The 24099-nt window shown below is 68.0% G+C and carries 28 protein-coding genes; 16 read left to right on the plus strand and 12 right to left on the minus strand.

Features of this window, described 5'->3' with window-relative positions:
* The first annotated feature begins 160 nt into the window (after positions 1-160).
* Positions 161-1042 (plus strand): helix-turn-helix transcriptional regulator, encoded by an 882-nt coding sequence (locus KV110_RS13220; protein WP_218476291.1) that lies wholly within the window; start codon positions 161-163, stop codon positions 1040-1042.
* Here the strand turns inward: KV110_RS13220 and KV110_RS13225 are convergent.
* A complete protein-coding gene (locus KV110_RS13225) occupies positions 1039-1923 on the minus strand; it encodes a hypothetical protein (protein WP_218476293.1) in 885 nt (294 codons plus the stop codon). The two genes, KV110_RS13220 and KV110_RS13225, sit on opposite strands and share 4 nt — an antisense overlap.
* A gap of 220 nt (positions 1924-2143) precedes the next feature.
* On the opposite strand from KV110_RS13225, the gene KV110_RS13230 reads away from it, so the two are divergent.
* Positions 2144-2902: an acyl-[acyl-carrier-protein] thioesterase gene (locus tag KV110_RS13230; RefSeq protein WP_218476295.1), complete on the plus strand. Its 759-nt coding sequence runs from the start codon at positions 2144-2146 to the stop codon at positions 2900-2902.
* A gap of 46 nt (positions 2903-2948) precedes the next feature.
* On the opposite strand, the gene KV110_RS13235 is transcribed toward KV110_RS13230, so the two are convergent.
* Entirely contained in the window at positions 2949-4418 is a 1470-nt protein-coding gene (locus KV110_RS13235) for a mannitol dehydrogenase family protein (protein WP_454189820.1), read from the minus strand.
* 355 nt (positions 4419-4773) lie between these two features.
* Here KV110_RS13235 and KV110_RS13240 point away from each other — a divergent pair, with 355 nt between their 5' ends.
* Positions 4774-5856, plus strand: coding sequence for an amidohydrolase family protein (locus KV110_RS13240; RefSeq protein WP_218476298.1), 1083 nt, complete (start codon positions 4774-4776; stop codon positions 5854-5856).
* Between the two features lie 91 nt (positions 5857-5947).
* On the opposite strand, the gene KV110_RS13245 is transcribed toward KV110_RS13240, so the two are convergent.
* A complete protein-coding gene (locus KV110_RS13245; RefSeq protein ID WP_218476300.1) occupies positions 5948-6697 on the minus strand; it encodes a helix-turn-helix domain-containing protein in 750 nt (249 codons plus the stop codon).
* A gap of 304 nt (positions 6698-7001) precedes the next feature.
* Here KV110_RS13245 and KV110_RS13250 point away from each other — a divergent pair, with 304 nt between their 5' ends.
* Entirely contained in the window at positions 7002-7838 is an 837-nt protein-coding gene (locus KV110_RS13250; protein WP_218476301.1) for a hypothetical protein, read from the plus strand.
* A 136-nt stretch (positions 7839-7974) separates the two neighbouring features.
* Here KV110_RS13250 and KV110_RS13255 read toward each other — a convergent pair whose 3' ends face one another.
* Both KV110_RS13255 and KV110_RS13260 read right to left on the minus strand, forming a co-directional pair.
* Positions 7975-8166: a hypothetical protein gene (locus tag KV110_RS13255; protein ID WP_218476303.1), complete on the minus strand. Its 192-nt coding sequence runs from the start codon at positions 8164-8166 to the stop codon at positions 7975-7977.
* 67 nt (positions 8167-8233) lie between these two features.
* A complete protein-coding gene (locus KV110_RS13260) occupies positions 8234-8440 on the minus strand; it encodes a CsbD family protein (protein WP_218476305.1) in 207 nt (68 codons plus the stop codon).
* A gap of 167 nt (positions 8441-8607) precedes the next feature.
* On the opposite strand from KV110_RS13260, the gene KV110_RS13265 reads away from it, so the two are divergent.
* The 10 genes from KV110_RS13265 (at position 8608) to KV110_RS13310 (ending at position 13369) form a co-directional block, all read left to right on the plus strand.
* Positions 8608-9174, plus strand: coding sequence for an RNA polymerase sigma factor (locus KV110_RS13265; protein ID WP_218476306.1), 567 nt, complete (start codon positions 8608-8610; stop codon positions 9172-9174).
* Entirely contained in the window at positions 9165-9761 is a 597-nt protein-coding gene (locus tag KV110_RS13270) for an Asp23/Gls24 family envelope stress response protein (RefSeq protein WP_218476308.1), read from the plus strand. Before KV110_RS13265 ends, KV110_RS13270 begins: the two co-directional genes overlap by 10 nt.
* Positions 9758-10135 carry an Asp23/Gls24 family envelope stress response protein gene (locus tag KV110_RS13275; protein WP_218476309.1) on the plus strand — a complete coding sequence of 126 codons (378 nt, stop codon included), beginning with the start codon at positions 9758-9760 and terminating at the stop codon, positions 10133-10135. Before KV110_RS13270 ends, KV110_RS13275 begins: the two co-directional genes overlap by 4 nt.
* Positions 10132-10446 carry a hypothetical protein gene (locus KV110_RS13280; protein WP_218476311.1) on the plus strand — a complete coding sequence of 105 codons (315 nt, stop codon included), beginning with the start codon at positions 10132-10134 and terminating at the stop codon, positions 10444-10446. Before KV110_RS13275 ends, KV110_RS13280 begins: the two co-directional genes overlap by 4 nt.
* 96 nt (positions 10447-10542) lie before the next feature.
* On the plus strand, positions 10543-11031 hold the full coding sequence (locus KV110_RS13285) for an Asp23/Gls24 family envelope stress response protein (protein WP_218476313.1): 489 nt from the start codon (positions 10543-10545) through the stop codon (positions 11029-11031).
* Positions 11032-11220 (plus strand): hypothetical protein, encoded by a 189-nt coding sequence (locus tag KV110_RS13290; RefSeq protein ID WP_218476315.1) that lies wholly within the window; start codon positions 11032-11034, stop codon positions 11218-11220.
* On the plus strand, positions 11217-11543 hold the full coding sequence (locus KV110_RS13295) for an Asp23/Gls24 family envelope stress response protein (RefSeq protein WP_218476316.1): 327 nt from the start codon (positions 11217-11219) through the stop codon (positions 11541-11543). The genes KV110_RS13290 and KV110_RS13295 overlap by 4 nt, the downstream gene beginning before the upstream one ends.
* On the plus strand, positions 11540-12079 hold the full coding sequence (locus tag KV110_RS13300; RefSeq protein ID WP_218476318.1) for a DUF6286 domain-containing protein: 540 nt from the start codon (positions 11540-11542) through the stop codon (positions 12077-12079). The genes KV110_RS13295 and KV110_RS13300 overlap by 4 nt, the downstream gene beginning before the upstream one ends.
* Positions 12076-12651 (plus strand): alkaline shock response membrane anchor protein AmaP, encoded by a 576-nt coding sequence (locus tag KV110_RS13305; RefSeq protein WP_218476319.1) that lies wholly within the window; start codon positions 12076-12078, stop codon positions 12649-12651. Before KV110_RS13300 ends, KV110_RS13305 begins: the two co-directional genes overlap by 4 nt.
* A gap of 349 nt (positions 12652-13000) precedes the next feature.
* The gene (locus tag KV110_RS13310) at positions 13001-13369 is read left to right on the plus strand and encodes an STAS domain-containing protein (RefSeq protein WP_218476321.1); all 369 of its coding nucleotides are present in this window, start codon (positions 13001-13003) and stop codon (positions 13367-13369) included.
* Between the two features lie 15 nt (positions 13370-13384).
* Here KV110_RS13310 and KV110_RS13315 read toward each other — a convergent pair whose 3' ends face one another.
* From KV110_RS13315 to KV110_RS13330, 4 genes are all read right to left on the minus strand, one after another.
* Entirely contained in the window at positions 13385-13828 is a 444-nt protein-coding gene (locus KV110_RS13315; protein WP_218476322.1) for a response regulator, read from the minus strand.
* A 70-nt stretch (positions 13829-13898) separates the two neighbouring features.
* Positions 13899-15614 carry a sensor histidine kinase gene (locus KV110_RS13320; protein WP_218476324.1) on the minus strand — a complete coding sequence of 572 codons (1716 nt, stop codon included), beginning with the start codon at positions 15612-15614 and terminating at the stop codon, positions 13899-13901.
* Positions 15611-16870 carry a PP2C family protein-serine/threonine phosphatase gene (locus KV110_RS13325; protein WP_218476326.1) on the minus strand — a complete coding sequence of 420 codons (1260 nt, stop codon included), beginning with the start codon at positions 16868-16870 and terminating at the stop codon, positions 15611-15613. The genes KV110_RS13320 and KV110_RS13325 overlap by 4 nt, the downstream gene beginning before the upstream one ends.
* Before the next feature lie 214 nt (positions 16871-17084).
* Positions 17085-17687, minus strand: a complete 603-nt coding sequence (locus KV110_RS13330) for a hypothetical protein (RefSeq protein ID WP_218476327.1) — start codon at positions 17685-17687, stop codon at positions 17085-17087.
* 358 nt (positions 17688-18045) lie between these two features.
* Here KV110_RS13330 and KV110_RS13335 point away from each other — a divergent pair, with 358 nt between their 5' ends.
* Complete coding sequence (locus KV110_RS13335; protein ID WP_218476329.1) at positions 18046-20628, plus strand: MFS transporter; 2583 nt, start codon at positions 18046-18048, stop codon at positions 20626-20628.
* A gap of 67 nt (positions 20629-20695) precedes the next feature.
* Here KV110_RS13335 and KV110_RS13340 read toward each other — a convergent pair whose 3' ends face one another.
* From KV110_RS13340 to KV110_RS13350, 3 genes are read right to left on the minus strand one after another with little or no spacing between them, the layout of a single operon-like run.
* Positions 20696-21337, minus strand: coding sequence for a histone deacetylase (locus tag KV110_RS13340; protein ID WP_246634503.1), 642 nt, complete (start codon positions 21335-21337; stop codon positions 20696-20698).
* Between the two features lie 24 nt (positions 21338-21361).
* Positions 21362-22027 (minus strand): class I SAM-dependent methyltransferase, encoded by a 666-nt coding sequence (locus KV110_RS13345; RefSeq protein WP_218476331.1) that lies wholly within the window; start codon positions 22025-22027, stop codon positions 21362-21364.
* A gap of 51 nt (positions 22028-22078) precedes the next feature.
* Positions 22079-22870 (minus strand): SAM-dependent methyltransferase, encoded by a 792-nt coding sequence (locus tag KV110_RS13350; protein WP_218476332.1) that lies wholly within the window; start codon positions 22868-22870, stop codon positions 22079-22081.
* A 232-nt stretch (positions 22871-23102) separates the two neighbouring features.
* Here KV110_RS13350 and KV110_RS13355 point away from each other — a divergent pair, with 232 nt between their 5' ends.
* A complete protein-coding gene (locus KV110_RS13355) occupies positions 23103-24050 on the plus strand; it encodes a winged helix-turn-helix transcriptional regulator (RefSeq protein WP_218476334.1) in 948 nt (315 codons plus the stop codon).
* The last annotated feature ends 49 nt before the right edge of the window (positions 24051-24099 follow it).

The following is a 24099-nucleotide window of genomic DNA, read 5'->3' on the forward strand; positions in this document are numbered from 1 at the left end:
AGGCTTGCGACCCGTCGCGCCTCGGGGCTTTTCCGGTACAGGAGCGTCTGCGCATGCGCCCGAGGGGAGACCGCGTGCGTCGGGGCCTGGCCTGGGGAGTGACACTTAGGGCATGGCTGGCGACGACGCGGTAGACACGCCCAGGTGGCGAGGCGTTGCCGTGGTGCGACCCAGTCTGCTGGTGCTGGCGGGGGCGATCGGTACGGCCGAGCTGCACGCACACCACACCGTGCAGGTGCTCGTCGGTCGTAGTGGTGAGGTCGCGCTCGGCGATGGTTTCGGGCACGAAGTGGTTTGTCGCGCAGCCGTTATTCCGCCGAACGTGCCGCACGCGGTTGTTCGGGGCGCGGCGGATGGTCTGCTGGTCCACTTCGATCCCGAGTCGGTCGCCGGGGCTGTTCTCAGCGGCATACCGCGGCCGCGCGATGCGGCCGCCGGATGGGTGGGTGCGGCCGAGGAACTAGGTCTGGATACCGAAAGCACGTGGTTGTGCGGCGCTGGTGCATCGTCCGAAACCATTGCGGGGGAATGGTTTCGAGACGACGACGGTGCGGATCCGAGCCGAGTGCAGGACAGGGTACGCGCCTGGGTGCGCGCGACCCTGGCGCTCGACCCGGACGCGTGGTTGCACGATGCGTCACCGTCCGAAAGCCCGGACGGCACCGGCCATTCGGTGACCGCCCGGCTTCATCCCGCAGTCGCACATGTACTCCGGACGGTGCCCGCCCGTCTCGACAACGGCCCCATCCGTCTCCATGACCTGGCTCGCGAAGTTCATCTCTCGGAAAGTCGCCTGACGCACGTATTCTCGGCGGAACTCGGTCTGCCCTTCCGCGCTTACGTGCGGTGGCTCCGCGTCCAGCGAGCCGTCGAGTTGCTCGCCGCCGGTCACTCCCTGACCGCGGTCGCCCACCGCGCGGGCTTCGCCGACAGCGCGCACCTGACCCGAGTGTGCCGCCGCATGTTCGGCGCCCCGCCCTCGCTGTTCAGTGGCATCCGGTGGGAAACCGACCTGCCGCCAGACGTGAGCGCTCGGAGTTAGGCTTCCAGCGCGGCACGGAGTCGGTCGTAACCGGGGGCGAGCCGGTTCAGCCCGGCGATCAGCGCCGCGTCGTCTCCGGTAACGAGTGGATACTGCAAACCGCCGATCATGCGGGATTGCTCGGCGGCGACGGCGGCGGCCTCGGTGCGGCCGAGCATGGTCAGATTCGCCGCGGCGTCGATCAAGCGGCGGCTGCCGAGCCGAATACCGAAGATGGCCAATAAGTTCCGGGCCGCCGGATCGAGTCCCCGCCCGGCCATCTCGGCGAGCTCGCCGATGGCGGCGGAAGCGCCGCTCAGCCAGCGAATGGCTTGCGGCATCGACGATTCCAGTGCGTCGACCGGGGCGACGACGCGGTCGCGCACGAACGCCGAACGCATGACGAACGGTGTATCGATGTAGCTGACCTCCTCGGCGCGCCAGGAGTCGGCGAAGGCCGCCGTCGGCAGCGTCGCGAAGGGATACCCCTGCGGATCGTGCAGCAGCACCGTGTCGTCCTCGACGCCGAGCACGACGACGTAATGATCTGCGCCGACGGCCTTTCCGGCACTCGGGCGATATAGCATCAGCCCCAACTCCACCGGCCCGGCCAACACCGGCCCCTGCGCGCAGGCGGTGCGCAACCGGTCGAGCGCTTCGGTCGCGGACCCGCCCTCGGTGCGCGTGCACGACCATCCGATCAGGTCGATGGCGGCGTCCAGGCCGATCTCGGGATGCCACCCGACGGGATCGAAGAACGGCAGTGTGTCGTCTTCCACCTGCGCGCCGAACGGTGCGCCGGTCAACGTTTCGATCACCCCCACCGGGGGTGCCTGATCACCCAAGATCATGGCTAGCGAATTGCTGTAGCAGTACGGGACGGAACCGATGTATGCGTGCATGGCTTCAGCCAATGCCCTGACACGGTGTCAGAGTCAACCGCAAGTACGTCGGGTGCCTAGCGCAGCAGGTTTGTTCAAGCCCGCCCACCGTCCGCGCCGCCTTCGGGGCCGAATTGGCCTCGACCGAGTGGCGGGATGAACTGGACCCTCCTGTGCGATGCGCGACACTCCGAGCGTGCCGACGCGCGAGCAGTGATCATGACCTGGCAGTATCCGAGGCATGGTCATTCCCAGCGTGCTGCCGGAACGTCCGACCGCCGGAACCCCGTTCGAAACGGGGTGGCCGGTACGTCTCGCCGACACCGACGGCGACCAACGCCTTCGGCTCGACGCCATCGCCCGCTACCTGCAAGATATCGGGTTCGAGCACTTGGACGCCGTCGAGGACGGCGACAGCCACCGTGGCTGGGTGGTGCGCCGCACGGTGATCGACGTGCTGAAGCCGATCCAGTTCGGTGAGCGGGTCACCCTGCGCCGCTGGTGCTCCGGACTGTCCAACCGCTGGTGCAATATGCGCGTCCAGATCAGCGGCAGCAGCGGCGGGCTGGTGGAGACCGAGGCCTTCCTGATCCATTTCGGCACCGAATCCGGCGTACCCGCGCGGATGAGCGACCGCTTCATGGAGCCGATGCTGGCCAGCACCACCGAACACCGGCTCCGCTGGAAGGCCGCCCTCACCGACCCGGCACCGTCCATCGACTCGCCCGAAGTCCACGTGCGCCCCTTCCCGCTGCGCGTCACCGATATCGATCTGCTGGACCACGTCAACAACGCCGTCTATCTGAGCGGCGTCGAGGAAGTCCTCGCCGACCACGACGACCTGAAGTCGGGCGCGCATCGGGCCGTCATCGAGTACGCCAAGCCGCTGAAGTCCGGCGATCAGGTCGAGCTGGTCGCCCACCGGGCGGGCTCGGCCCTCGATATCTGGTTCACCGTCGCCGAGGAAACGCGCGCGGTCACCCGGGTCATGCCTCTTTAGGCTCCGCACTCGGCGGATTCGACGCCACCGCGAGCAGGGCTCCGGTCTACCCCGCCAGGTCCGCGACGGTGGCGCGGGCACCCTTGGCGTACAACGAATCCAGCGCAGCGACATAGGCGCTCACGAACCGTGGCTCATCGATCAGGTCACCGAAAACCGAACGCTCACTGAGGAATGCGGTGCGGTCGTCGCGTTGCCGGCGGGCCAGCGGGACCAGCCGGTCGCGCAGCCGGTCCACGACCTCGATCGGCTCACCCTGTTCATCGATGCCATCGGCGTAGCGCGCCCAGCTCGCGACAACCGCTGCCGCGCAGGTGGTCTCACCGTCTTCGGCCAGCCGTTGCCGGATCACCGGCAGCACCCATTTCGGTATTCGATCCGAGGTGTCCGCGCACAGCCGCGCCACGGTGTCGCCGATCGCCGGGTTGGCGAACCGCTCGATCAGCGTGTGCTTGTACTGCTCGAGATCGACGCCGGGCACCGGTCGCAAGGTCGGCGTCGCCTCGATGTCCATGTACCGCAACAGGAATCGGCGGAACACCGGATCCTTAGCCGCGTCGTGCACGAGCCGATAGCCGCTGAGGTACCCGAAGTACGCCAGTGCCTGGTGGCTCGCGTTCAGCAGGCGCAGCTTCATCAGTTCGTAGGGCGCGACATCATCGACCAGCTGGACACCGACCGCGCCGTAATCCGGTCGGCCGAGGGTGAACGAATCCTCCAGCACCCACTGTGCGAACGGTTCCGTCACCACCGGCCACCGGTCGGTCACGCCGTACCGCCGCGCGACCTCGGCCGTCGCCTCGGGCGGTGTCACCGGCGTGATCCGGTCCACCATCGAGTTCGGGAACCGCACCTCCCGAGCTATCCAGTCGCCGAGTTCGCGGTCGCGCAGCCGGGCGAACGCGCTGAACGTCGCGTGCGCGACGTGTCCGTTGCCCTCGATGTTGTCGCACGACAGCACGGTGAACGGCGCGACACCGCGCGCCCGTCGCCGCGCCAGCGCCTCGGTGATCAGGCCGAAAATGGTGGCGGGCACCGCATTCGGCGCGAGATCGGCCCGGATGTCCGGATCGTCGGCGTCGAATGTGCCGGTGGTCGCCGAGAAGTGGTAGCCGCCCTCGGTGACGGTGAGCGAGACGATCCGGGTGCCCGGATCGGCCAGCTTCGCCAGCACCGCCTCGGGGTCGTCCGGTGCGTACAGGTATTCGACGATCGAGCCGATCACGCGGGTGGTCCAGCTGCCGTCCGATGCCAGCACCGACAAGGTGTACAGCCCGTCCTGCGCCCTCAGCACATCGCGCATCCGCTGGTCGCCGGGCAGCACGCCGACCCCGCAGATGCCCCACTCGCGGGCGCCGCCGAGCTCGAGCAGTTGATCGATATACATTGCCTGATGCGCGCGGTGAAACCCGCCGACACCGAAATGCACTATGCCGGTGGCGATTCCAGACCGGTCATAGCTCGGCGTGGCAAGGTGGGAGCCGAGTTCCCGCAGGGTCTCGGCCCGCAGCGGCACGCTTTCGGCCCAACTCATAACTACCCGTCCTGTGCATGTCATACTCCGGATGGTGCCCTCTCAGCAGTAGATCACACGCCGAGCACGCATCGAAAAGTCCTGCGACCGGAGTCACAGTCGAGTCCGAAGGTGTGCTGTGCCGCCGCACCGGCCACCGGGGGACGGCGAGCGCGTGCCCGTTCCTCGGCGGCAAACCTCTCCGCACGCACCGAGTCAATCAACCGTAGGTCACGAATCCAGGCGCAGTGCATCTGTTCCGTCCTGTGACGGGTGCCCGGATCGCTGGAAGGGGCTAACGTGCACTAGCGGGGCGGCGGCGCCCCGCTTCGGCATGACAACCGCACCGGAGGTTTGCGTGACTGTCGATTCCCCAGCAGCCGGTAAGACCGCCCTGCACAACGTTCGCGTCTTCGACGGCAACGGCCTCACCGATCCGACGACGGTGGTGATCGACGGGGCGGTGCTCGGTACCGATCCCGGCGGCGCCGACAACACCATCGACGGCCACGGCGCGGTCCTGCTGCCCGGCCTCATCGACGCCCACGTGCACCTGCACGGCCCGGAATCGCTGGACCAACTCGCCGCGCACGGCGTCACCACCGCGCTCGACATGACCATCTGGCCGCCCGAAAAACTCGCCGCGCTGCGAAACCAGCTGGGCACCACCGACATTCGTAGCGCGGGCACGCCGATCATCGGTGCGGGCGGTATGCACGCGCAGATTCCCGGCATGGCCGAACACGCCATCATCCGCGGCCCGGAGGAGGCCGAGGCAATGGTCGCCGAGCGCGCCGCGGCAGGCTCGGATTACATCAAGATCATGCTGGAAGCGCCCGGCAAGGGCGGGCCCGATGCCGCCGCCGCCAAAGCGGTGGTCGCGGCGGCGCACGCGCGCGGGCTCCGAACCGTCGCCCACGCGGCCTCGCTTGGCGCGTACGCGCTCGCCTCGGACGTTGGCGCCGATGTCGTCACGCACGTGCCGATGGATGGGCAGCTACCGGCCGAAGAGGTGCGCCGGATGGCCGCCGAGGGCCGCGTCGCCGCACCCACCCTCGTCATGATGCAGGGCACAGCAACGGCTTTGGGTGTTCTGGGGTTCGCCGATTGTCTGGCCACCGTCGCCGCGCTACAGGCCGCCGGTGTCGAAATCCTGGCGGGCACCGACGCCAACGCCACACCGGGTATCCCGTGCCAGCCGCCGCACGGCGAGTCACTGCACCGCGAGTTGGAACTGCTCGTCACCGCGGGCCTGCCGCCGGTGGACGCCCTACGCGCCGCAACATCATTGCCCGCCAAGCACTTCGGCCTGTCCGACCGCGGCGCGATCGCGCCAGGCAGGCGCGCCGACCTCGTCCTGCTCGACGGCGACCCGCTGGCCGACATCCGCGCCACCCGCGCCATCGCCCGAATCTGGTGCGGCGGCATCCCGCGCTCCTGATCAGACGCCGAGGCCGCCCGCGAGTACCGAGTACCGGGCAAGCCGTCGGGGTGTCGTCCCACTGCCTGGACGACACCCTGACGGCTCCCCGTTAGAGCGAGATCACTCCCTGTGACCGCAAGATCCTGGTGAGATTGGCGCTCACCAAGCCCGCCGCCCGCAGTACCGCCTCGGCCACCGCCGGGACCCGCGGCAACTCGACCACCGTTGCCGCCAGCGCGGCCACGACCTCACCGGCGGGCCCGCGCACCGGCGCCGCGACACAGGCCAGGCCGAATCGGCTCAGGTCGGTGTCGTAAGCGAGTCCCCTTTCCCGCGTCACGGCGAGTCGGCGGTTCCACTCTCGGGCCGAAAACCCCTCGGGTGGGGTGGGATCGGCCCGGCCGACGGCCAGGGCCTGCTCGGCGGCGGTACCGGGCGGCAGCAGCACCCCGGCCCGCAGCGGAAAGATCTCATCGATCTCGCGCCCGATACCGCCGATCAGCATCGTGTGCCCCCGATCGGTCACCGACAGGCTGAAACCACCCCGATCCGTCGCCGCCGTCAGCTGCCCCAGCGGTCGGGCCGAGGCGGCCCGCAACAACCGCGCGGGTTGCCACGTCTGCCCGAGCCGGAACACCCGGGGTCCGATCTGATAGCGGCCGCTGCGGCGTTGCACCGCTCCCTCCACGACCAACTGATTGAGCAGCCGGTAGGCCGTGGCCTTCGGCAACCCTGCGTCCGACGCCAGCTGGGTCAAACCCAGTTCGTCACCGTGCGCGAGCACCTCCAACAGGGCAAATGCCCCCTCGAGCACGCCGCGGCCCCCCATGGCCGCTCTTTCGATCGTCGCTTCGCTCACTCTCTGTCCTCCCATGCAGATAACGCAACGAACCGAGCACGTGGTCCTTATCGCTCGTGGTCCGACAAATGGAACGCCCGGTTCGCTGATCAGACCGGCGCCTTCCGCGGCGGGCCGGTCGGCCACAGCATTGATCCGTCGCGCTGAACGGGCGCCGGACGTTTCTCGCTTACCGCGAAGAGTCTCCGGCCCCCGCCCTTCACCCGCGTTTCACCGACGTCTCACGGCGTCGAGTCGACGGGGACCGGGGAGGGCGTCGACGACTCGGGGGATATTTCGGGCAGACGAAATCGAGGGAGATCACATGGTCGACAGTCTTTTCGCAGACGTGTCATATTTTCAATCGCCGGTCGACGATTCCTATCCGTTCGGAATCTTGAGCTTCCGCTCCAACGACGGCACGTTTCGCGATCCGAACTTCGCCGCGAACTACGAATGGGCTTGCCGGGCAGTCGATTCCGGCCGTTTGGCGTGCTTCATCGTCTACTTCTACTGGCGGCCGAACTGGCTGGAGACGGTGGACACGCACCGCGAGATGGTCGCGCGGATGGGTGGTCCGCACCCGCGGATGATCACGATGATCGACGTCGAATCGGGCGGAAATCCCGGCGGCGATCAATCCGGCGGCATCAACGCGGCGTACTGGAATGTGGCCGAATGGCTCGGTGACCGGCGGCGCGTAATCGCCTACGCCAACCGAGGCGATTTCTTCACCATGTGGCCCGACCGCCCGGAGGGCCTGCGAATGGTGGGCGCCGGCTACGGCAGCGACCCGAACTTGCCCGGCCAGATCGCGCATCAGTACACCGACGGTCAGGGCTGGGGTGGCGGCCTGCCCGAGGGCTGCCCGCCGTTCGGCAATTGCGACATGAACGCCGCCAACGGCCTGTCGCCCCAGGATTTCGCCGCGGCATGCGGCGTCGCAATAGAGGAGGAATTCATGTCCGCATTGAATGAAATGGAACAGCGCGAGCTGCTGGACAAGACTCGCGAAATCTGGATCCAGCTGCACGGCATCCACGGCAACGGCTGGCCGCAGCTGGGACAGAACAGTCAGGGGCAGAATCGCACCCCCGTCGACGCCATCGCCGCGATCGAAGAGGCGCTGGAACGCTCGAACACCGCTGCGGCAAAAGGCTGATATTCCCTGATCGAGTGCTGGTGCGACCGGAAATCCGGAGGGCACGCAATGTCAGGTGACTTCAATGGTGAATGTTGCCTGCGTGTTCGGCCGCAACGGTGCGGCTCGCAACAGGCTCGTCAGGCCGCGCAGTGCATCAGGTCTGGCGCGGCAAGATGATCAGCACGATTACCAGTCCCGCCACAATGCTGGCGCAGGCGGCGACGGTCGCGGCGACCGACTGCGTCAGGGCGGCTACGCCGATGGTCAATGCCAGGCACGTGGCCGAGGCCAGCACCGCGGTGCCCGGCTCGATCCCGGCGATTCTGGTCGGTCGATGATCCGTCACTGTCCTACCCCTGTTCGAGCCGGGCGGCGTGCGGCCGAGTCAGCGGCCGCACGCCGCGCGGAACGGGCTACTTGCCCAGTGCGCCCTTGGCCTTATCCACCGCGTCACCGATGGCGTCCTTGACGTTGTCCACCGCGCCCTTGACTGCGGACTCGACCTGGTCCGCCTTGCCCTCGGCGCGCAGGTCGTCGTCACCGGTCGCGTTGCCCGCGGCCTCCTTGGCCTTGCCGCCGAACTCGTCGACCTTGTTGCCGATCTTGTCGCTCAGAGACATCGAATCCTCCGCTGTGTTGAGGCGCATCCGGGTCGGATGTGCATGTCGTAAGGACACGTGGCTGCACCGGAGCGCACGCAGCAACCACTGAGACAACGATCACGTCATACTGGCAGTGACGCTTTCCGATCCACGGTGTCTACGTGATGAGCGGTGGAGGAGGTGCTGTGACCACGACAGAAACGGTTGCCGAGACCGCGCCGGACGATGCGACCCTGGTGAGCAGGGCTCGGGACGGCGACGTAAGGGCCTACGAGCAGCTAGTACTGCGCTATCAGGCGCAGATGTTTCGTCTCGCGGTCAAGATGCTCGCCGACCGCTCGGACGCCGAGGACGTCGTCCAGGAAGTATTTCTCGGCGCCTGGCGCCGTCTCCCACAGCTCAACGAGGACGGCGCCTTTGTCGGCTGGCTCTATCGCATGACAACCAACCGCTGTTTGAACATGATCCGGGCCCGTCGGCCCACGGCCGAGGTCGACCCGGACACCAAAGAATCGTCCCGCTCGGACCTCCAGCCCGAGCATGCGGTGCAGGTGAGCACGCAATTGGAGGCGCTCAACGCGGCGCTGCAGCTGCTCACGCCCGAACAGCGCGCCTGCTGGCTGCTGCGCGAGGTGCACGGGCTGTCCTACGAGGAGATCGGTGACATCGTCGAAGTGAATGCGACGGCGGTGCGCGGCCGCATAGCCCGGGCGCGAGCCCACTTGTCCGAGGTGATGAAACCATGGCGGTGAACGGAACGACAGAACAGGACTACCGGCTGCCCTGCGGCCGCGAGATCGAACATGTCTGGGATCGGCTCGACGCGGTCGAGGCGGGGCTCGGCGACGAACACGAGAAGACCTGCCCGCACTGCCGGTCCGCCCGCGACAGCCTGCATGCGCTGCGCGCGGCGACCAAGGAGCTGATCGACGAGCCGGAACCGGCGCCCCCCGATCTGACCATGCGCATCATGTCCGCGGTGCGCGCCGAGGCACGCCGCGGCCGGACGCTGAGCCTGCCGACGCCGTTGCCGGGCACGGTCGAGGTGAGCGAGCAGGCCGTCGCGACGGTGTTGCGCTACGCCGCCGATTCGGTGCCCGGCGTGCGGGCCAGGAACTGCCGGGTGCGCAGCGTCGGGCTGGGCCAGGACGGGGCGGCCCAGGTCGAGGTGGAGCTGGCGGTCGCTATCCGGTTCGGGCACACCACGATCGGCGATGCGTTGCCCATCGTGCGTGAACGGGTCACCGCCGCAGTCGATGCCCAGATCGGACTCACGCTGGTGGCGCTGGATCTGATCGTCGCCGATATCTACCACGAAACGGGAGAAGCGCCACGATGACGACCGATGCTGTCTCCGATGTGGTGATCGAAACCCCCGTCGTCGCCGCGGTCGCCGCACAGGCAGCGTGCGCGACGCCGGGCGTGGTGCGGCTGGAACCCGGTGTGCGCGGGCTGGTCTCGGCCTTGGTGCGGGTGGGCAAGCAGCGGCTGACGGTTGCCGACCCCGCGCCGTCGGAGGGCGTGCGAGTGCGCAGAAGCGCCTCGGGCGCGCTGAGTGTGCAAGTGGACGTGGTTATTTCGGCCGACCGCGTGGCAGCGGCGGTCGGTCACGCAGTGCAAGAGGAGGTTTCGCGGGTGGTGTTCGAACAGACCGGGCAGACGGTCGACGAGGTGTCGGTGTCCATTCTCGATATCGAACCGGAGCGAACGTGAGTTCTGAGGTCATCGCTTTGATTCTCGGGGCGCTGGACACGATCGACGGCATCCGCCCCGCGACGCCGCTCGGCGCGGAGAGCCCGGCCTGGTGGCCGTGGGACCCACGGGGTTTCTCGGTCGATCTCGGGCACGGCCGGGTCGAGGTGCGGGTCGCGGCGGGCCAGCTGCCGTTGGCGCCGCTGCTGGAGAAGGCCACGGCGGCCGTGCGTACCGCGTTGACCGGCACCGATTGGTCCGATGCCCGCCTGCGCCTGGTCGTCGCCGAACTCGACTCAGCGGCCTTCGGCAAGGAGGAAGGAGTTACCTAGCTCACACCCTGTGGCCCGTGACGATCGGGCCGGACTCGGTGTCGATCTGTATGAAGCCCGATATCCGCTGTACCCCAAGGGAAAACAGGAGGAGCAATGAGCGCGACGACCACCGAGAAGACAACCGACAACAAGGCTCAGCCGAGTAGGACATCCTCGGCATCGGAGAAGCCGTCCGAGAAGGACAGCAAGCTGGTCAGCGAGCAGGGCACCACCACGATCGCCGATATCGTCGTGCAGAAGGTGGCCGGTCTCGCGGCGCGCGAGGTGCGCGGCGTGCACGATCTCGGCGGCGGCGCGGCGCGGGCGTTCGGCGCCATCCGCGACCGCATCCCCGGCGCGTCCGCCAGTATCGGCCAGGGGGTTTCGGTCGAGGTGGGCGAGACCCAGGCCGCCGTCGATCTCGAGCTCGTCGTCGAATACGGCGTCGCCATCGCCGAATTGGCGCGGGCGGTGCGGCGCAATGTGATCAACGCGATCGAGCAGATGACCGGGTTGTCCGTCGTCGAGGTGAACATCAACGTCAACGACGTGTACATCCCCGGCGACGACGACGAACCCGCGCCGAGCAGCCGGGTGCAGTAGATGAGTGCCACAGCGATCTGCCTCGCGGTCGGGCTCGCACTCGGATTCGCCGGTGCGTTCGGCGGATTCGGCGCCTTCACCATCGTGCTGCTGTTCGCCGTGCTCGGCCTGCTGGTCGGCCGTTGGTTGGACGGCGAGCTCGATCTGGCCGGACTGCTCCAATCGGCACAGCGCAAGGGCAGGCGATGACCACCGCCGTGATCGCCGACGAGTACCCCGGCGTCACCACCTTCGCGCCGCGCGCGGTCCGGCGGATCGTCGCGCAGGCCGCCCGTGAAGTGGCCGGCGTTGGTGCCGATGTGCAGGTGGACGCCGAGGTCTTCGCGGACCGGACCGCACTGGATGTCCGGCTGCCGATCCGGTACCCCGCACCGGTCGGCCGGGTGACCGAGGCGTGCCGCGCGCACCTGGCCCGTCGGACCCGCGAGCTGACCGGCCTGGCGGTGACCGGGATCGACATCGTGGTGGCCGCGTTGACCACCGACACCGAAACCGGAAGGAGGGTGCGGTGATTCGCCGACCGCGCCGGGCGATCCCGGCGATCGTGGTCGCCGTGCTGGTGCTCGCCGTCTGCGTGGCGGTGGCGGTGTCGCTGATCCAGCGTCTGGTCGGTGCGCGGGAGTACCTCTCCTATGACACCGTCGCCACCAACCTGCACGGGCTGACCTGGCACGACATGCCGGTGCTCGTCGTTGGTGTGGCCGCCGCGGCGCTCGGGTTCGTACTGCTGGCGTTGGCGCTGTGGCCGGGCCGGGCGGCGGTGTTGCCGCTCGCCGCCGACGACGGAATATCGGCGGGCGTGACGCGCGGCGGGCTGCGCTCGGCGCTGCGCAGCACCGCGGGCACGGTGGACGGCGTCAGCGCGGCGCGAATCAAGGTGCGCCGCAAAGCGGTCAAGGTATCCGCTCGGACCGACCGGGCCGGATCCGACGGCCTGCCCGAAGCCATCTGCGAGACGCTCACCCGCCGGGTCCAGGAGATCGGCCCGCAGCCGGTGCGCCGGGTTCGAGCCAAGTTGCGCGGACCGAAGACAGGAGAGACAGGATGAGCCGAACCAACCGCCCGGCCGCATTGAACCGGACCATGCTCGGGCTCACCGGACTGCTGCTGCTCGCCGCGGGCGTCCTGGCCATCGCCGCGCATTACGGGCGGCTGCGCTGGGTGCGGTCGGACGACACCCTCGTCCCCGGCACCGCCGCCCCGCCCACCTGGGTGCTGTGGGCCGCGGTCGCCGTCGCCGTGCTGCTCGGCCTGCTGTGCCTTCGCTGGTTGCTGGCGCAGGTGTTCCGGATGCCCAAGTCGGTGACCTGGCGTACCGGCGGCACCGAATGGGCGGGGACCACCATTCTGGAATCGTCGACGGCCGCGGACCCGGTCGCCACCGATATCGAAAGTTACGAGGGCGTACGGACGGCGTCCGCCTGGTTGTCCGGCGAGCGCACCGCGCCCGAACTGCACCTGGTGGTCACCGCGGAACCCACCGCCGACATAGCCCAATTGCGGCGCAGAATTCTCGGCCACGCGGTGACCCGGCTGCGCGAGGCGCTCGAGGTCGATGTCATCCCCGTCACGCTCGAGCTCGACTTCGCCGAGGATCGACGGCCCGCCCGAGTGCGCTGATCGGTTGCTGCCATCCTTGAAACCGATCTCGGCGACCCGTGCGTGGCGTATTGCCGGACGAGTCTGCCCAGGTGCGCCCCATGATCGCCGCGACAGATGACCGCTTAGTCCTGTTCGCCGCGAAATTCTCAGTCGCGCCGCTAGCCGAGGCGGGCGCGGCATCGGGGGTCGGCCTACGGTAGTTTTACGCGATGGATCATCTCCGGCCCGTGCTCAGGCGGGCGGAGGGTCGACGCGTCGGAGGTAGCGAAGTGGCGATGCCAGGCAACCGGTTTGGTGGAGCGAGCTCGGGTCGGTCGAGCCGAGAGGACGTAGTGCTCGGCGGCGTGGGTATTCGGGTGGGTGCCCGATGAGCGCCGACGGGAAGGCCAGGGAACTGGAAGCCGAAGTGCGGTCGGTAGATTCGATCCGAATTCTTTCCATCACCGGCGAGATCGACATGGCCTCCGCGCCGCGATTCCAGTCGGCGGTGGACGAGGCGCTGCTCGATCGGCCCGCGACGCTCGTGGTGGATCTGTCCCAGGTGGAGTTCTTCGGCTCCGCCGGGCTGAGCGTCCTGCTCGTCGCCGCCGAGGCGGTGCCGCAGGGCCAGCTGCGGGTGGTGGCGTCGACCCCGGTGCGTCGGCCGATCGAGGTGACCGGGCTGGACAAGCTGCTCAGCGTGTTCAACAGCGTGGACGACGCGCTCGCCGTGGAGCAACCGCGCCGCCCGGCCTGAGGTCGCGGAGGTAGCTCAGCGCTGCCGAGGGAGCCGGACGACCTGGACGAAGAAGTCGTCGATGTGCTTGATGGCCGTGACGAACTGGTCCAGGTCCACCGGCTTCGTCACATAGGCGTTGGCGTGCAGTTTGTAGCTGCGCAGGATGTCTTCCTCGGCCGCCGAGGTGGTCAGCACGACCACTGGGATGTGCGTTAGCTCCGGATCGGCCTTGATCCGCTCGAGAATCTGGCGACCGTCGTATTTCGGTAGGTTCAGGTCGAGCAGGATGAGATCCGGCCGCGGCGCGTCCGCGTAGGCACCCTGCCGGTAGAGGAAGTCGAGCGCCTCCTGGCCGTCGTGGGCGACGTGCAGGGTGTTGCCGATCTTGTTGTCCTCGAAGGCCTCCCTGGTCATCAGTTCGTCGCCGGGGTCGTCCTCCACGAGCAGGATGTCGATGGGCTGGCCGGGGGTCGTCAAGAGGGATCTCCTTGCGCGGGTCGGTGCTGTGTCAGGGGCGAGACAGGCTGGGTCAGGGGGACAGACTGGATCAGGGGGAGACAGGCTGGCTCGACGGGCTGATTTCGCCCGGCAGGATAGTTTCGCCGGAAGGGGCGGATTCGCCAAGCGGGCCGGTTTCGTCCGAGGAACTGCTCTCGCCCAGGGAGCTGGTTTCGTCCGGCGCGCTGGTTTTCTCCGGAACGACGGGGGAGTTCAAGGTGAACCAGAAGCGGGTGCCCTCGGTGTACTCGGTATCGAGCCAGATCTTGCCGCCATGGTGTTCGACGATCTTCTTGCACAGCGCGAGCCCGATGCCGGTGCCGGTGTATTCCTCCCGGCTGTGCAGCCGTTGGAAGATCACGAACACCTTCTCGGCGAACTCCGGCGGAATGCCGATCCCATTGTCGGACACCGAGAATCGCCAGCCACCGGTGTCGCCGTCCGGGGCACAATCGAGCCGGACCACCGGCGACCGGTCGGGTGCGCGGAACTTGATCGCGTTGCCGATCAGGTTCTGCCACAGCATGGTCAGCAGCGTCGGGTCGCCGGTGATCTCGGGCAGCTCATCGGGACGTTCCAGCCGCAGATCGGTGTCCTCGGCCGCCGCCGCGAGGTTGGTCATCGCCTTGTCCAGGGTCTGATCAAGACCGATCGGTATGTTGCCGTCGATGACGCGACCGACCCGGGAGAAGGTGAGCAGGTCGTTGATCAGCACCTGCATGCGCTTGGCGCCGTCCACCGCGTAGGCGATGTATTGGATCGCGCGCTCGTCGAGTTGGTCGCCGTAACGCTTTTCCAGCAGCTGACAAAACGCTGCGACCTTGCGCAGCGGCTCCTGTAGATCGTGTGAGGCCACGTAGGCGAACTGCTCGAGTTCGGCATTGGAGCGGCGCAGCTCCACCGTCTGCGCGTCCAGCTCGGTGGTCTGCTCGGCCAGCGCCGCCTCCTGGACCCGGGAGGACGCCAGCTCGGCGACGACCCGGCGGCGCATGCCCTCCACCGCCTCCGCGACGGTGGCGAGATCGGCGGGTCCGCGCGCGGTGATGTGATGGTCGAAGTCGCCGTTGGCGACGCGCAGGGATGCCGCCTCCAGATCGTCGAGCGGGCGGGCCACCAGCTTGCGCACCAGGATGGTCAGCGCCACCGCGGCCAGCAGGAAGGCGGCGACCATAGCGCCCAACGCCGTATCGCGAACGTTCCTGGTACGTGCCAACTCCGCGCTGTCCCGGTCGACGGCGGCGGTGAGGTCGGCGTTCTGCGTGGCGAACAGCGCGCGGATATGGTCGAACGTCGTTTTACCGCGCGTCGACGAGGCGGCGTCGACCGCGCTGCCAATGGAGACCCTGGCGACCAGCGGTTCGGCGTAACCGGTGCGCCATTCGTCGGCGGCACGCTCGACCGCGTCGAGATCGGCGAGCAGTTGTGGACGGTCGGCGAGCAGCTCGCGGATCCGGCCCGCGGCTCGGGCCTCGTCCTGCTTTCCGTCGAAATACGGGGCGAGGAACTGGGCATCGGCGCCGATCGCGTAGCCGCGAATGCCGGTTTCCTGGCTGAGCAGCGCACTTTGCAGCCGGTAGGTCTCCGCGGCGGCGGGATGTAGCCGGTCCACCAGTCGGTCGGCGACGTTGTTGGTCTTCGTGAGCAGCTGCGCCCCGATCACGGCGCCGGCGATCACCAAGATCACCATGAGCGCCAAGACCAGCATGAACCAGCCCTGCACGGTCAGCCGACCGGCCAGCGACCGGTTTCTGGAAGACGTCGTCATCGATTGTCCTGATTCAGGTTTCGGTGATTCCACTGCAAGTACATGACCGCCACGTCGTCGGCCAAACCGCCGTGTGCCTCGGCGAGCTCCTCCGCGCGCCGGATCAACTCGTCGACGAACACGGCGGGCTCGGCAGCGGTGACCGTGCGAGCCAACTCCAGCAGGCCCTCCTCGCCGAGCCGGTCCTGACCCGCGTCGGTGTGGCCCTCGAACAGGCCGTCGGTGAACAGCATCAGGCCCGAGTCGACGGGCAGCGCGATCTCGTGGCTGCACCAGTTGGCGCGGCCCGGCAGGAAGCCGAGTGCCGGACCGCCCGGCACCTCGACCCAGTCCACCGCCGAGCCGGTGCGCAGCAGCATGCCGGGATGCCCGGCCCGGGTGACCAGGACGCTGTGATCGTGCGGTCGCAGGGTCAGGCTGGTCAGGGTGGCGAAGGTCTGTTTGCCGGTGCGCTCGGCCAGCAGCACCTCCTCCAGCAGATGCAACTGCCGAAGACCGAAGATGTCGCTGAGCACCAGGGTGCGCCAGGCCAGGCGCAGGGCCACCCCGGTCGCGGCCTCGTCGGGGCCGTGCCCCGCGACGTCGCCGATCAGCACGTGCACGGTGCCGTCGGCCTGTTGCACCACGTCGTAGAAGTCGCCGCCGAGCAGTGCATTGGCCCGGCCGGGGCGATAGCGCGCGACGATGTCGACGGAGCGCTCGCCGCGCAGCAGCGGGGTCGGCAGCAGGCCGCGTTCGAGCCTGGCGTTCTCCTGCGCGCGCATCTGGCTGGCCCGCAGCGCCGCGGCGGCGCGCTCGGCCTGTTTTCGCTGGATCGCGTAACGCACCGCGCGGCTGAACAACTCGGGTTCGATGCGGCCCTTCACCAGATAGTCCTGGGCACCTTCGGCGACTGCGGCCAAGCCGATCTGCTCCTGATCGAGGCCGGTCAGCACTACCACCGCGACCTGGTCGGTGTACTCGCGCACCCTGGCCAGTGCCTCGAGTCCTTGGGCGTCGGGCAGGTGCAGGTCGAGCAGCACGCAGTCGGGTAGACCGGCGGCCAGTCGCTCCCTGGCCTCGGCGACCGACCGCACCCACCGCACCGGTAGACCCGGCGCGCCGTCGGCGATCAGCTCCTCGACCAGCAGGGCATCGGCCTCATCGTCCTCGACCAGCAGCACCGATAGGTCCTGCCAGTTCCAGACCGCGGCGTCGAGGGGCTTGCTACCGCCCCCGCCAAGGAGGCTCGTGCGCCCGCTTTGCCCGGAAAGCATCGACTCCGGTCTCCTTTCATCCGCGTTGCTACTCATCGTCGCTGGACACGACTTACGCGGAATACCCAGAATTCCGGCGAGCACCCTTGACACCTTGCAGGTCACGATGCCACATCGGGGTCGACTGCCTCGCCAACACGCGGGCAGTGTGTGAACCTGGCCACTGAATCCGGCCGAGGACCGGGCGATCTCGACCTGGTGCGCCGGGCACGGCCTACCCGGTGCGCCAGGTGGTGAAGTCGAATTCGAGGTATTGCTCACCGGCAGAAGGGATATGGGTGAGCGTGAGGTCGGCGACATTGCCCTGATCGGTCTGTACGCAGAGGTGACTGCCGGCAGGCAGGTGGTACATGTTGTCGAGGGTTTTGGTCCAAGCGGCCGGTGGGATCGCCGTGCAGCGGTCGCGGCCGCTGCCCGCGTCGTCTCGCGGGATGGCGAAACGCGCAGCGCCATGGGTCATGGCATTGAGGGAGTCGGCAGTTCTGGACGGGCTCATGTCCACGCCGAGCACGTTCTGATCGTGGACTTGCCCGGTGTCCAAGTCGATACCCTCGACATTGGCCAGCTTCAGGTTCTGCCGGTAGGCGAGGGGCGGCGGTGCGGTGGTAGTCGGCAGCACGGAGGGACCGGGGCCAGGGGAGTTGATCGATGAGGTCGGCGAGGTCGACGGCGAGTCCGAACTCGTGCACTGGGCGACGACGCCGAAGATCACCGCGACCACGACGCCGACCACCCCCGCGGCCCCGCCGACCTTTGTCCAGAAGTGGGTGGAGTCAGCCGACCCGCCACCGCTCGGTGCGGGACTGTTCTGTGACATCCGTTGCTTCCCCCTGTCGCCGGATCGGTGCCTGCGACCGTCGAGCCGCAGCCCGCGCCGCAGAACCGCCTCGCATGGGGCGAGGCACGAAAGACCTTACATAGCAAGCGGCTATCTCGGCGTGGGTTTTCGCGAACCCCACCCGCGGTGGCATCCGCTCGACGCGGCTCTGTATTGTTTGCAATAGCAACTAGTTGCGCAGGTCAAGCAGTCTGCTGGTGAAAATGGTGCGGCCCCTTGCCCGCTGGCCGGTCCGCCGCGCACCGGTAGGCTCGCCGACCTGTTGCACGCTGAGATCAGTTGGCAGAGCAGTTCGCTTGTGGCACATGGCAGACAGCCGACCAGAATAAGGGCGCACATGACGAATTCCACCACCCAGGCAGCGCCGCCGGGGGACGCGGTCGAGGGCACCGCACTGTCGCACCGGCAGATCATGACCATCCTGTCCGGCCTGCTACTCGGCATGTTCCTGGCCGCCCTCGACCAGAACATCGTGAGCGTGGCGATCGTGAAGATCTCCAACAGCTTGCACGGATTCGATGAACAGGCATGGGCCACAACGGCGTACCTGATCACCGCGACGATCACCACGCCGCTGTACGGCAAGCTCGCCGATATCTACGGGCGTAAACCGTTCTACCTGACGGCGATCGGGCTGTTCATCATCGGCTCGGTCGCCTGTACCTTCGCCACCTCGATGTATCAGCTGGCCGGCTTCCGGGCGTTCCAGGGCCTCGGGGCTGGTGGCTTGATGTCGTTGGCGTTCACCATCATCGGCGATATCGTGCCCGCCCGCGAACGGGTGCGCTACCAGGGCTATTTCATGATGGTCTTCGGCACGGCCACCGTGCTCGGCCCGGTGCTCGGCGGCTTCTTCTCCGACTACGACACCCTCGGCGGCATCGACGGCTGGCGCTGGGTGTTCCTGGTGAACGTGCCGGTCGGGGCGCTCGCCCTCACCGTGGTCGCCAAGGTGCTCAATGTGCCGCACCAGCGCCAGCATCATCGCATCGACTGGTTCGGCGCGGTGGCGCTGGCGGTCTGTGTGGTGCCGCTGCTCGTCGTCGCCGAGCAAGGCAGACACTGGGGTTGGACCTCGCGCCGGGCGTTGATCTGCTACGGCATCGGTGTGCTCGGCTTGCTGCTGTTCGTGCTCGTCGAGTACCTGATGAAGGACGCGGCGCTGATTCCGTTGCGGCTGTTCAAGAGTTCGACCTTCAGCGTCACCATCGCGGGCGGCTTCATCGTCGGCATCGCCATGTTCGGCGCCATCACCATGGTTCCGCAGTACTTCCAAGTGGTGCGCGGGTTTTCGCCGACGAAGGCGGGCCTGCTGATGTTGCCGCTGGTGCTCGGCATCACCATCGGCTCGCAACTCGCGGGCCGGATCACCAAGAAGACCGGACGCTACAAGATCCTGCCGGTGGCAGGCACGTTCATCATCGCGGTGGGCGCGGCGCTGTACGCGCAGGTGCACTACGACAGCCCGCTGTGGCAGCCGCTGGCCTACGGCGCGGTGATCGGGCTCGGCCTCGGTGGCTGCATGCAGACGTTGATCATCGCGGCGCAGAACGCTGGCCCGCGGTCGGACATGGGCGTGTCCACCGCGTCGGCGACGTTCTTCCGGCAGATGGGCGGCACCCTCGGTGTCGCCGTGTTCTTGACAATTCTGTTCAACCTGTTGCCGCACAAGATCATCGACGCGTTCGGCGGCGAATTGCCGCCCGGCTTCGGCCCCGAGCAACTCAGTGCCATGCAGAGCAACACCAGCGGCATCGCGGACCTGCCCGAGCAGTTGCAGGTGCCGATCCTGACCGGCTTCACCGATGCCATGCACGGCGTGTTCTACGCCGCCGCCGGGGTGGCGCTGCTGGCCTGCCTGGTGCTGATGTTGATGAAAGAGATTCCGCTGCAGGATGATCCGGTACCCGCGGCTGCGCGGAAAACCCCGCCGGTGGTGGCGTCGAGCTGGGACGAGGATCAGGTCTGGGAGGGTGCCGCGCAGGTGCTCTCGGAACCGGAACCGGTGCTGGCAGGCGCCGTCGGCAGGCCCGCCCCGGTCGAGCACCACAGCAACGGCTCGCACCAGTTCGCCACGGCGGCAGCCAGTTCCACGGTGACCGTGCTCGACTCGTCGGATGGCTTCGGCGAGTACGGCGAACGCGCGATCGGCGGGCACATCCGTCGCGAAGACGGTCGTCCGGTGCCCGGCGCCGCGCTCACGCTGATCGACCAGCGCGGGCATCAGGTGTCCCGGGCGACCGGAAATGTCGAGGGCCGCTACCTGATCGGCGTGCCAGAGACCGGCAGCTACGTGCTGATCGTCTCGGCGAATGGTCACCAACCCGCGGCCGTCACGGTCGCGGTCGGGCACGAGGCGCAGCACATCGAGCTCACCCTGCTCGGTTCCGGCGAGCTGTCGGGGGTGGTCCGGTCGGCCGGTCGCGGCACGCCGCTGCCCGGCGCGACCGTCACCCTGACCGACCCGCGCGGCGAAGTGGTCGGCACGGCCATCAGCGCCGCCGACGGCGCGTACACCTGCCACGGCATCGTCTCCGGCACCTACACAGTGGTCGCGATGGCCGAGCACATGCGACCCAGCGCAACCACGCTCACCGTCCCCGACACCGGTCTGCTCCGCCACGACATCGAGCTGGCCCCGATGGCCGTACTCACCGGCTCGGCCGTGACCGACGACGGCCGAGTGGTCCCGGACGCTCAGATCAGCATCCTGGACGCGACCGGCGACCTCACCGCGACGGCACGCACCGACGAGAACGGCCGCTACGTCGTCAGTGATCTTTCCGAGGGGCGGTACACGGTCGTCGCCCGCGGTTACCCACCGGCCACCAGTCAGGTCACCGTCGCGGGCGGCGAGGTCGAGCACGATGTGAAACTCGGCTACCAGCCCGACGATTCGCCGGATCAGACTCGGCCGTGATCGCTGCCTCGTCGTCGCGGGCATCGACGCCCCTGCCGAATTGTGCTGCCCGGCAGGGGCGATCGCGTCAGCCGGTGAGCAGGGCGGTGAGGGTGTCCGGGGTCCAGCCGAGATCGGCGCCTGGGCGGGTCGCCAGGTAGGTGGCGGTGACTTCGACGGTCCAGCCGTGCGATTCGATCAGACCGGCGGCCAGGTGGCGTAGATAGGTGGCCGACGGTGAGTTACCCGGAAGGTCGGTGTGCTGCCATGGCGCGGTGCAGGTGATGATCGGGTGGCCGTCGAATGTCCCAGCGCACGAGAGCGTTTCGTATCGACCCGGCCCGAGCGGCGCGCGGCCGCGGGTGATCGCTTCGGTCAGATCCAGGTCAGTGCCGGGCAGTCGGTACATCTCCTGGGCGGCGATATCGGAGAACTGCGCCGTGGTGAGGAGATAGGCGCGGGCGGCGGTCCGGCCGGGCCCGTCCGGATCATAGAACGCCCGCCCGCCGGTCCACACCAGCGATTCGGTGGCGAAATACAGCACGCCCGGCAGCATGATCGGCACCGAGCGCGCGGGCTCGGCCGGATCGCGGCAGCCGGGCACCGCACGCGCGCCACCCTCGGGTGTGCCGCCCGCGAGGTAGCACCGCAGCCGGCTGAGGTGCATGTTCGACCCGTACGCCGCGTACCAGACCAGGCCCGTTGCCCGGCCATCGCCGTTATCGGTCACCCCACCATCTTGCCGCCGGAGACGTCAACTCCGCTGGAACACCGCCCGCCACCGCGGATAGCCGGGCTGTCCGGCGGGGGCTACCTGCTCGACGCGGATCGGCTGGAGACCGTCGCGGGCGAACGCGTCGATCTCGGCTCGGGTGAGTGGCCACGGCGGGCCGTCGATCTGCTCGCCGTCCGCGCGGATACCGGCGATGACCAGCAGATCGCCACCGGGGGCCACCAGCCGCGCGACGTTCGCGGTCGCGTCGGCGCGCAACGACACCGGCAGTGCCTGCACGGTGATCGACTCCACGACCAGGTCGAACGCGCCGAGCCACGCGGCGGGCGGATCGAGCAGATCGGCCACCACGTAATTCACGCTGGACGACGGAAAACGTTCTCGCGCAACCTTTATCGCGGTCTCGGCGATATCGAACGCGGTCGTGTCGAAGCCGAGCCCGGCAAGATGCTCGGCATCGCGCCCCAACCCGCAGCCGACCACCATCGCCCGCATCCCGCCGCCCACCCGTTCATGCCGCTCCAGCCAATCGACCAGCAATGGATTCGGCTCGGCGGCATCCCACGGCACCACCGCCGCGCCGTCGGCCGCCGCCACGTACAACCGCTCGAACCAGCCGGTCGGATCACCTTGCGCCAGCGAATCAGCGGCAAGCTGGTTCGCATCCGCATTACGAGAATTGGTCACCGCGCGAGTCTGTCAGGCGCCTCCGGCGACCGCACGACGAGGATCAGCAGGTCATGGTTTGCGTGCGACGGCGCCGTATGAGTACACCGACGTGGTCGCGCCAACAAAGATGTCGGCGCGCCACTCGGTGATCTCCACGAAGCCGGGCTCGACCATTTCCAGGCCCTCGAACGCCGCCTTGATCTGCGTGGCCGGGCGCGGGTTGTAAGGCACGGCGCCGGTCTTCGCGTACTCCTCACAGAGTTTCACGAATGCCTTGTTCTCATCCGAGGTGTCCCACAGGGTGAGGTAGCTGCCGGACGGCACCGCGTCCAGCACCGTGCGCACGATGCGCTGGGACTCTTCGAACGAATCGGCATGGCCGAGCACGCCCATGAACATGACGCCGACCGGCAGATCGAAGTTCAAGATGTTCTCGGCGTCGGCGATGATCTGCTCCGGCCGGTGGATATCGGAATCGACGTAGGTCGTGACGCCCTCGCGGGTGGTGCTGGTCAGCAGCGCACGAGCGTGGGTGAGCACGAGCGGGTCGTTGTCGACGTAGACGACCTTGGCGTCCGGTGTGATTTCCTGAGCGACCTGGTGCGTGTTCTGCATTGTCGGCAAGCCGGTGCCGATATCGAGGAACTGTTTGATGCCTTGGTGGGCAACGAAACCCACGGTGCGGATCAGGAACTGCCGCGACTGCACAGCCATCGTCCGAATGTCGGGATAGATCTCCAAACTTTTGTCGCCGACGATCTGGTCGATCTCGTAATAGTCCTTGCCGCCCATCCAGTAATTCCAGATGCGGGCCGAATGTGGAACGTCGGTGCGGATCAATGTGCCGCGCTCTTCGGACATGATGTGGACTCCTCGGCAGTAATCGGGTCTATGACGAGTCCGCAGCACGCACCCACATCGCACCGCGTCCAGGGTCAGCTATCTGGTCCCCGACGGTACAAGGTTCAACCCGGTCAGGAGGGTGGGATGGCGAGGAAATACCGTGTCGATCGACGGGGTATCAGTCGGGCAGGTTCCACTACAGTTAATGAAGTGCTACTAGATGACCGAAGAGCTGGAGGGGTGCGAGCGAATGGCAACTGAGTCGACCGGCACCGGGCAACCCGCCACGCACCCCGTCGCGGCCACTTTCGACCTGCTCGGCGACCGCCTGACGCTGACCATCCTTCGGCACGCTTTCGTGAACCGCACCCGCCGGTTCAACCAGTGGATCGAACGCACCGGCGCTCCGCCCGCCGTGCTCACCGCGCGCCTCGCCGCCCTGGTCGACGCGGGCGTGCTGGTCCGGACGCCGCAGCCGGGATCGCCGGACCGCTTCGACTACCTGCTGACCGAGCTGGGCCTGGCGACCTGGGAAATCCTGGTTTCCGTGTGGGGCTGGCAGCGTGCGTGGACCGCCGAGGGCGCGCTGCATCCGGACCTGGTGCACGGCGCGTGCGGACATCGGGGACCGCCGGTGCTGATGTGCCGCGGCTGCGGCCGCACGGTGACTGCCCGCGATACCGAGGTCGACCTCGGCGACGATGCGTTGTGGCGCTTCACGTCCAGTGGCCGGCGCCGCGCCCGTGCCGCCGTTTCCGCGCATACCGATATGCAGTTCGATGAGGTGATGGCCGCGATCGGGGACCGCTGGAGCGCCACCGTGACGGGTCTCGCGCTGGCCGGTGTGCGGCGGTTCAGCGCGTTCCGCGCGGCCATGGACATGTCACCGACCACCCTGACCGAGCGACTGTCCCGCCTCTGCGACGCCGAGATCCTGCGCCGGTCCGGTACTGGATCCGGCCGCGAATACCGGTTGACGCCGCGCGGGCGGGCGCTGTTCGCGATATTCGCTTTCCTACTCGCCTGGTCGGAGCTGGCGCATCCAGGAGCGCCCGAACCGGGCCTGCGCATCCGGCATCGCGAATGTGGTGCGGTGCTGGTGCCCGCGTTGCGTTGTCGTGGCTGCGATGCCCGGCTCGAGCGCACCGATGTCCGGTTCGAACCGGTGTCGCGGGCCGTACTCGACCGCCTCGCCTGAGGCGTCCCACCAGGCATCCTTGACACTTCTGGCTGAGACGCGTATCACT

The sequence above is a fragment of the Nocardia iowensis genome (assembly GCF_019222765.1).
GTDB lineage: Bacteria > Actinomycetota > Actinomycetes > Mycobacteriales > Mycobacteriaceae > Nocardia > Nocardia iowensis.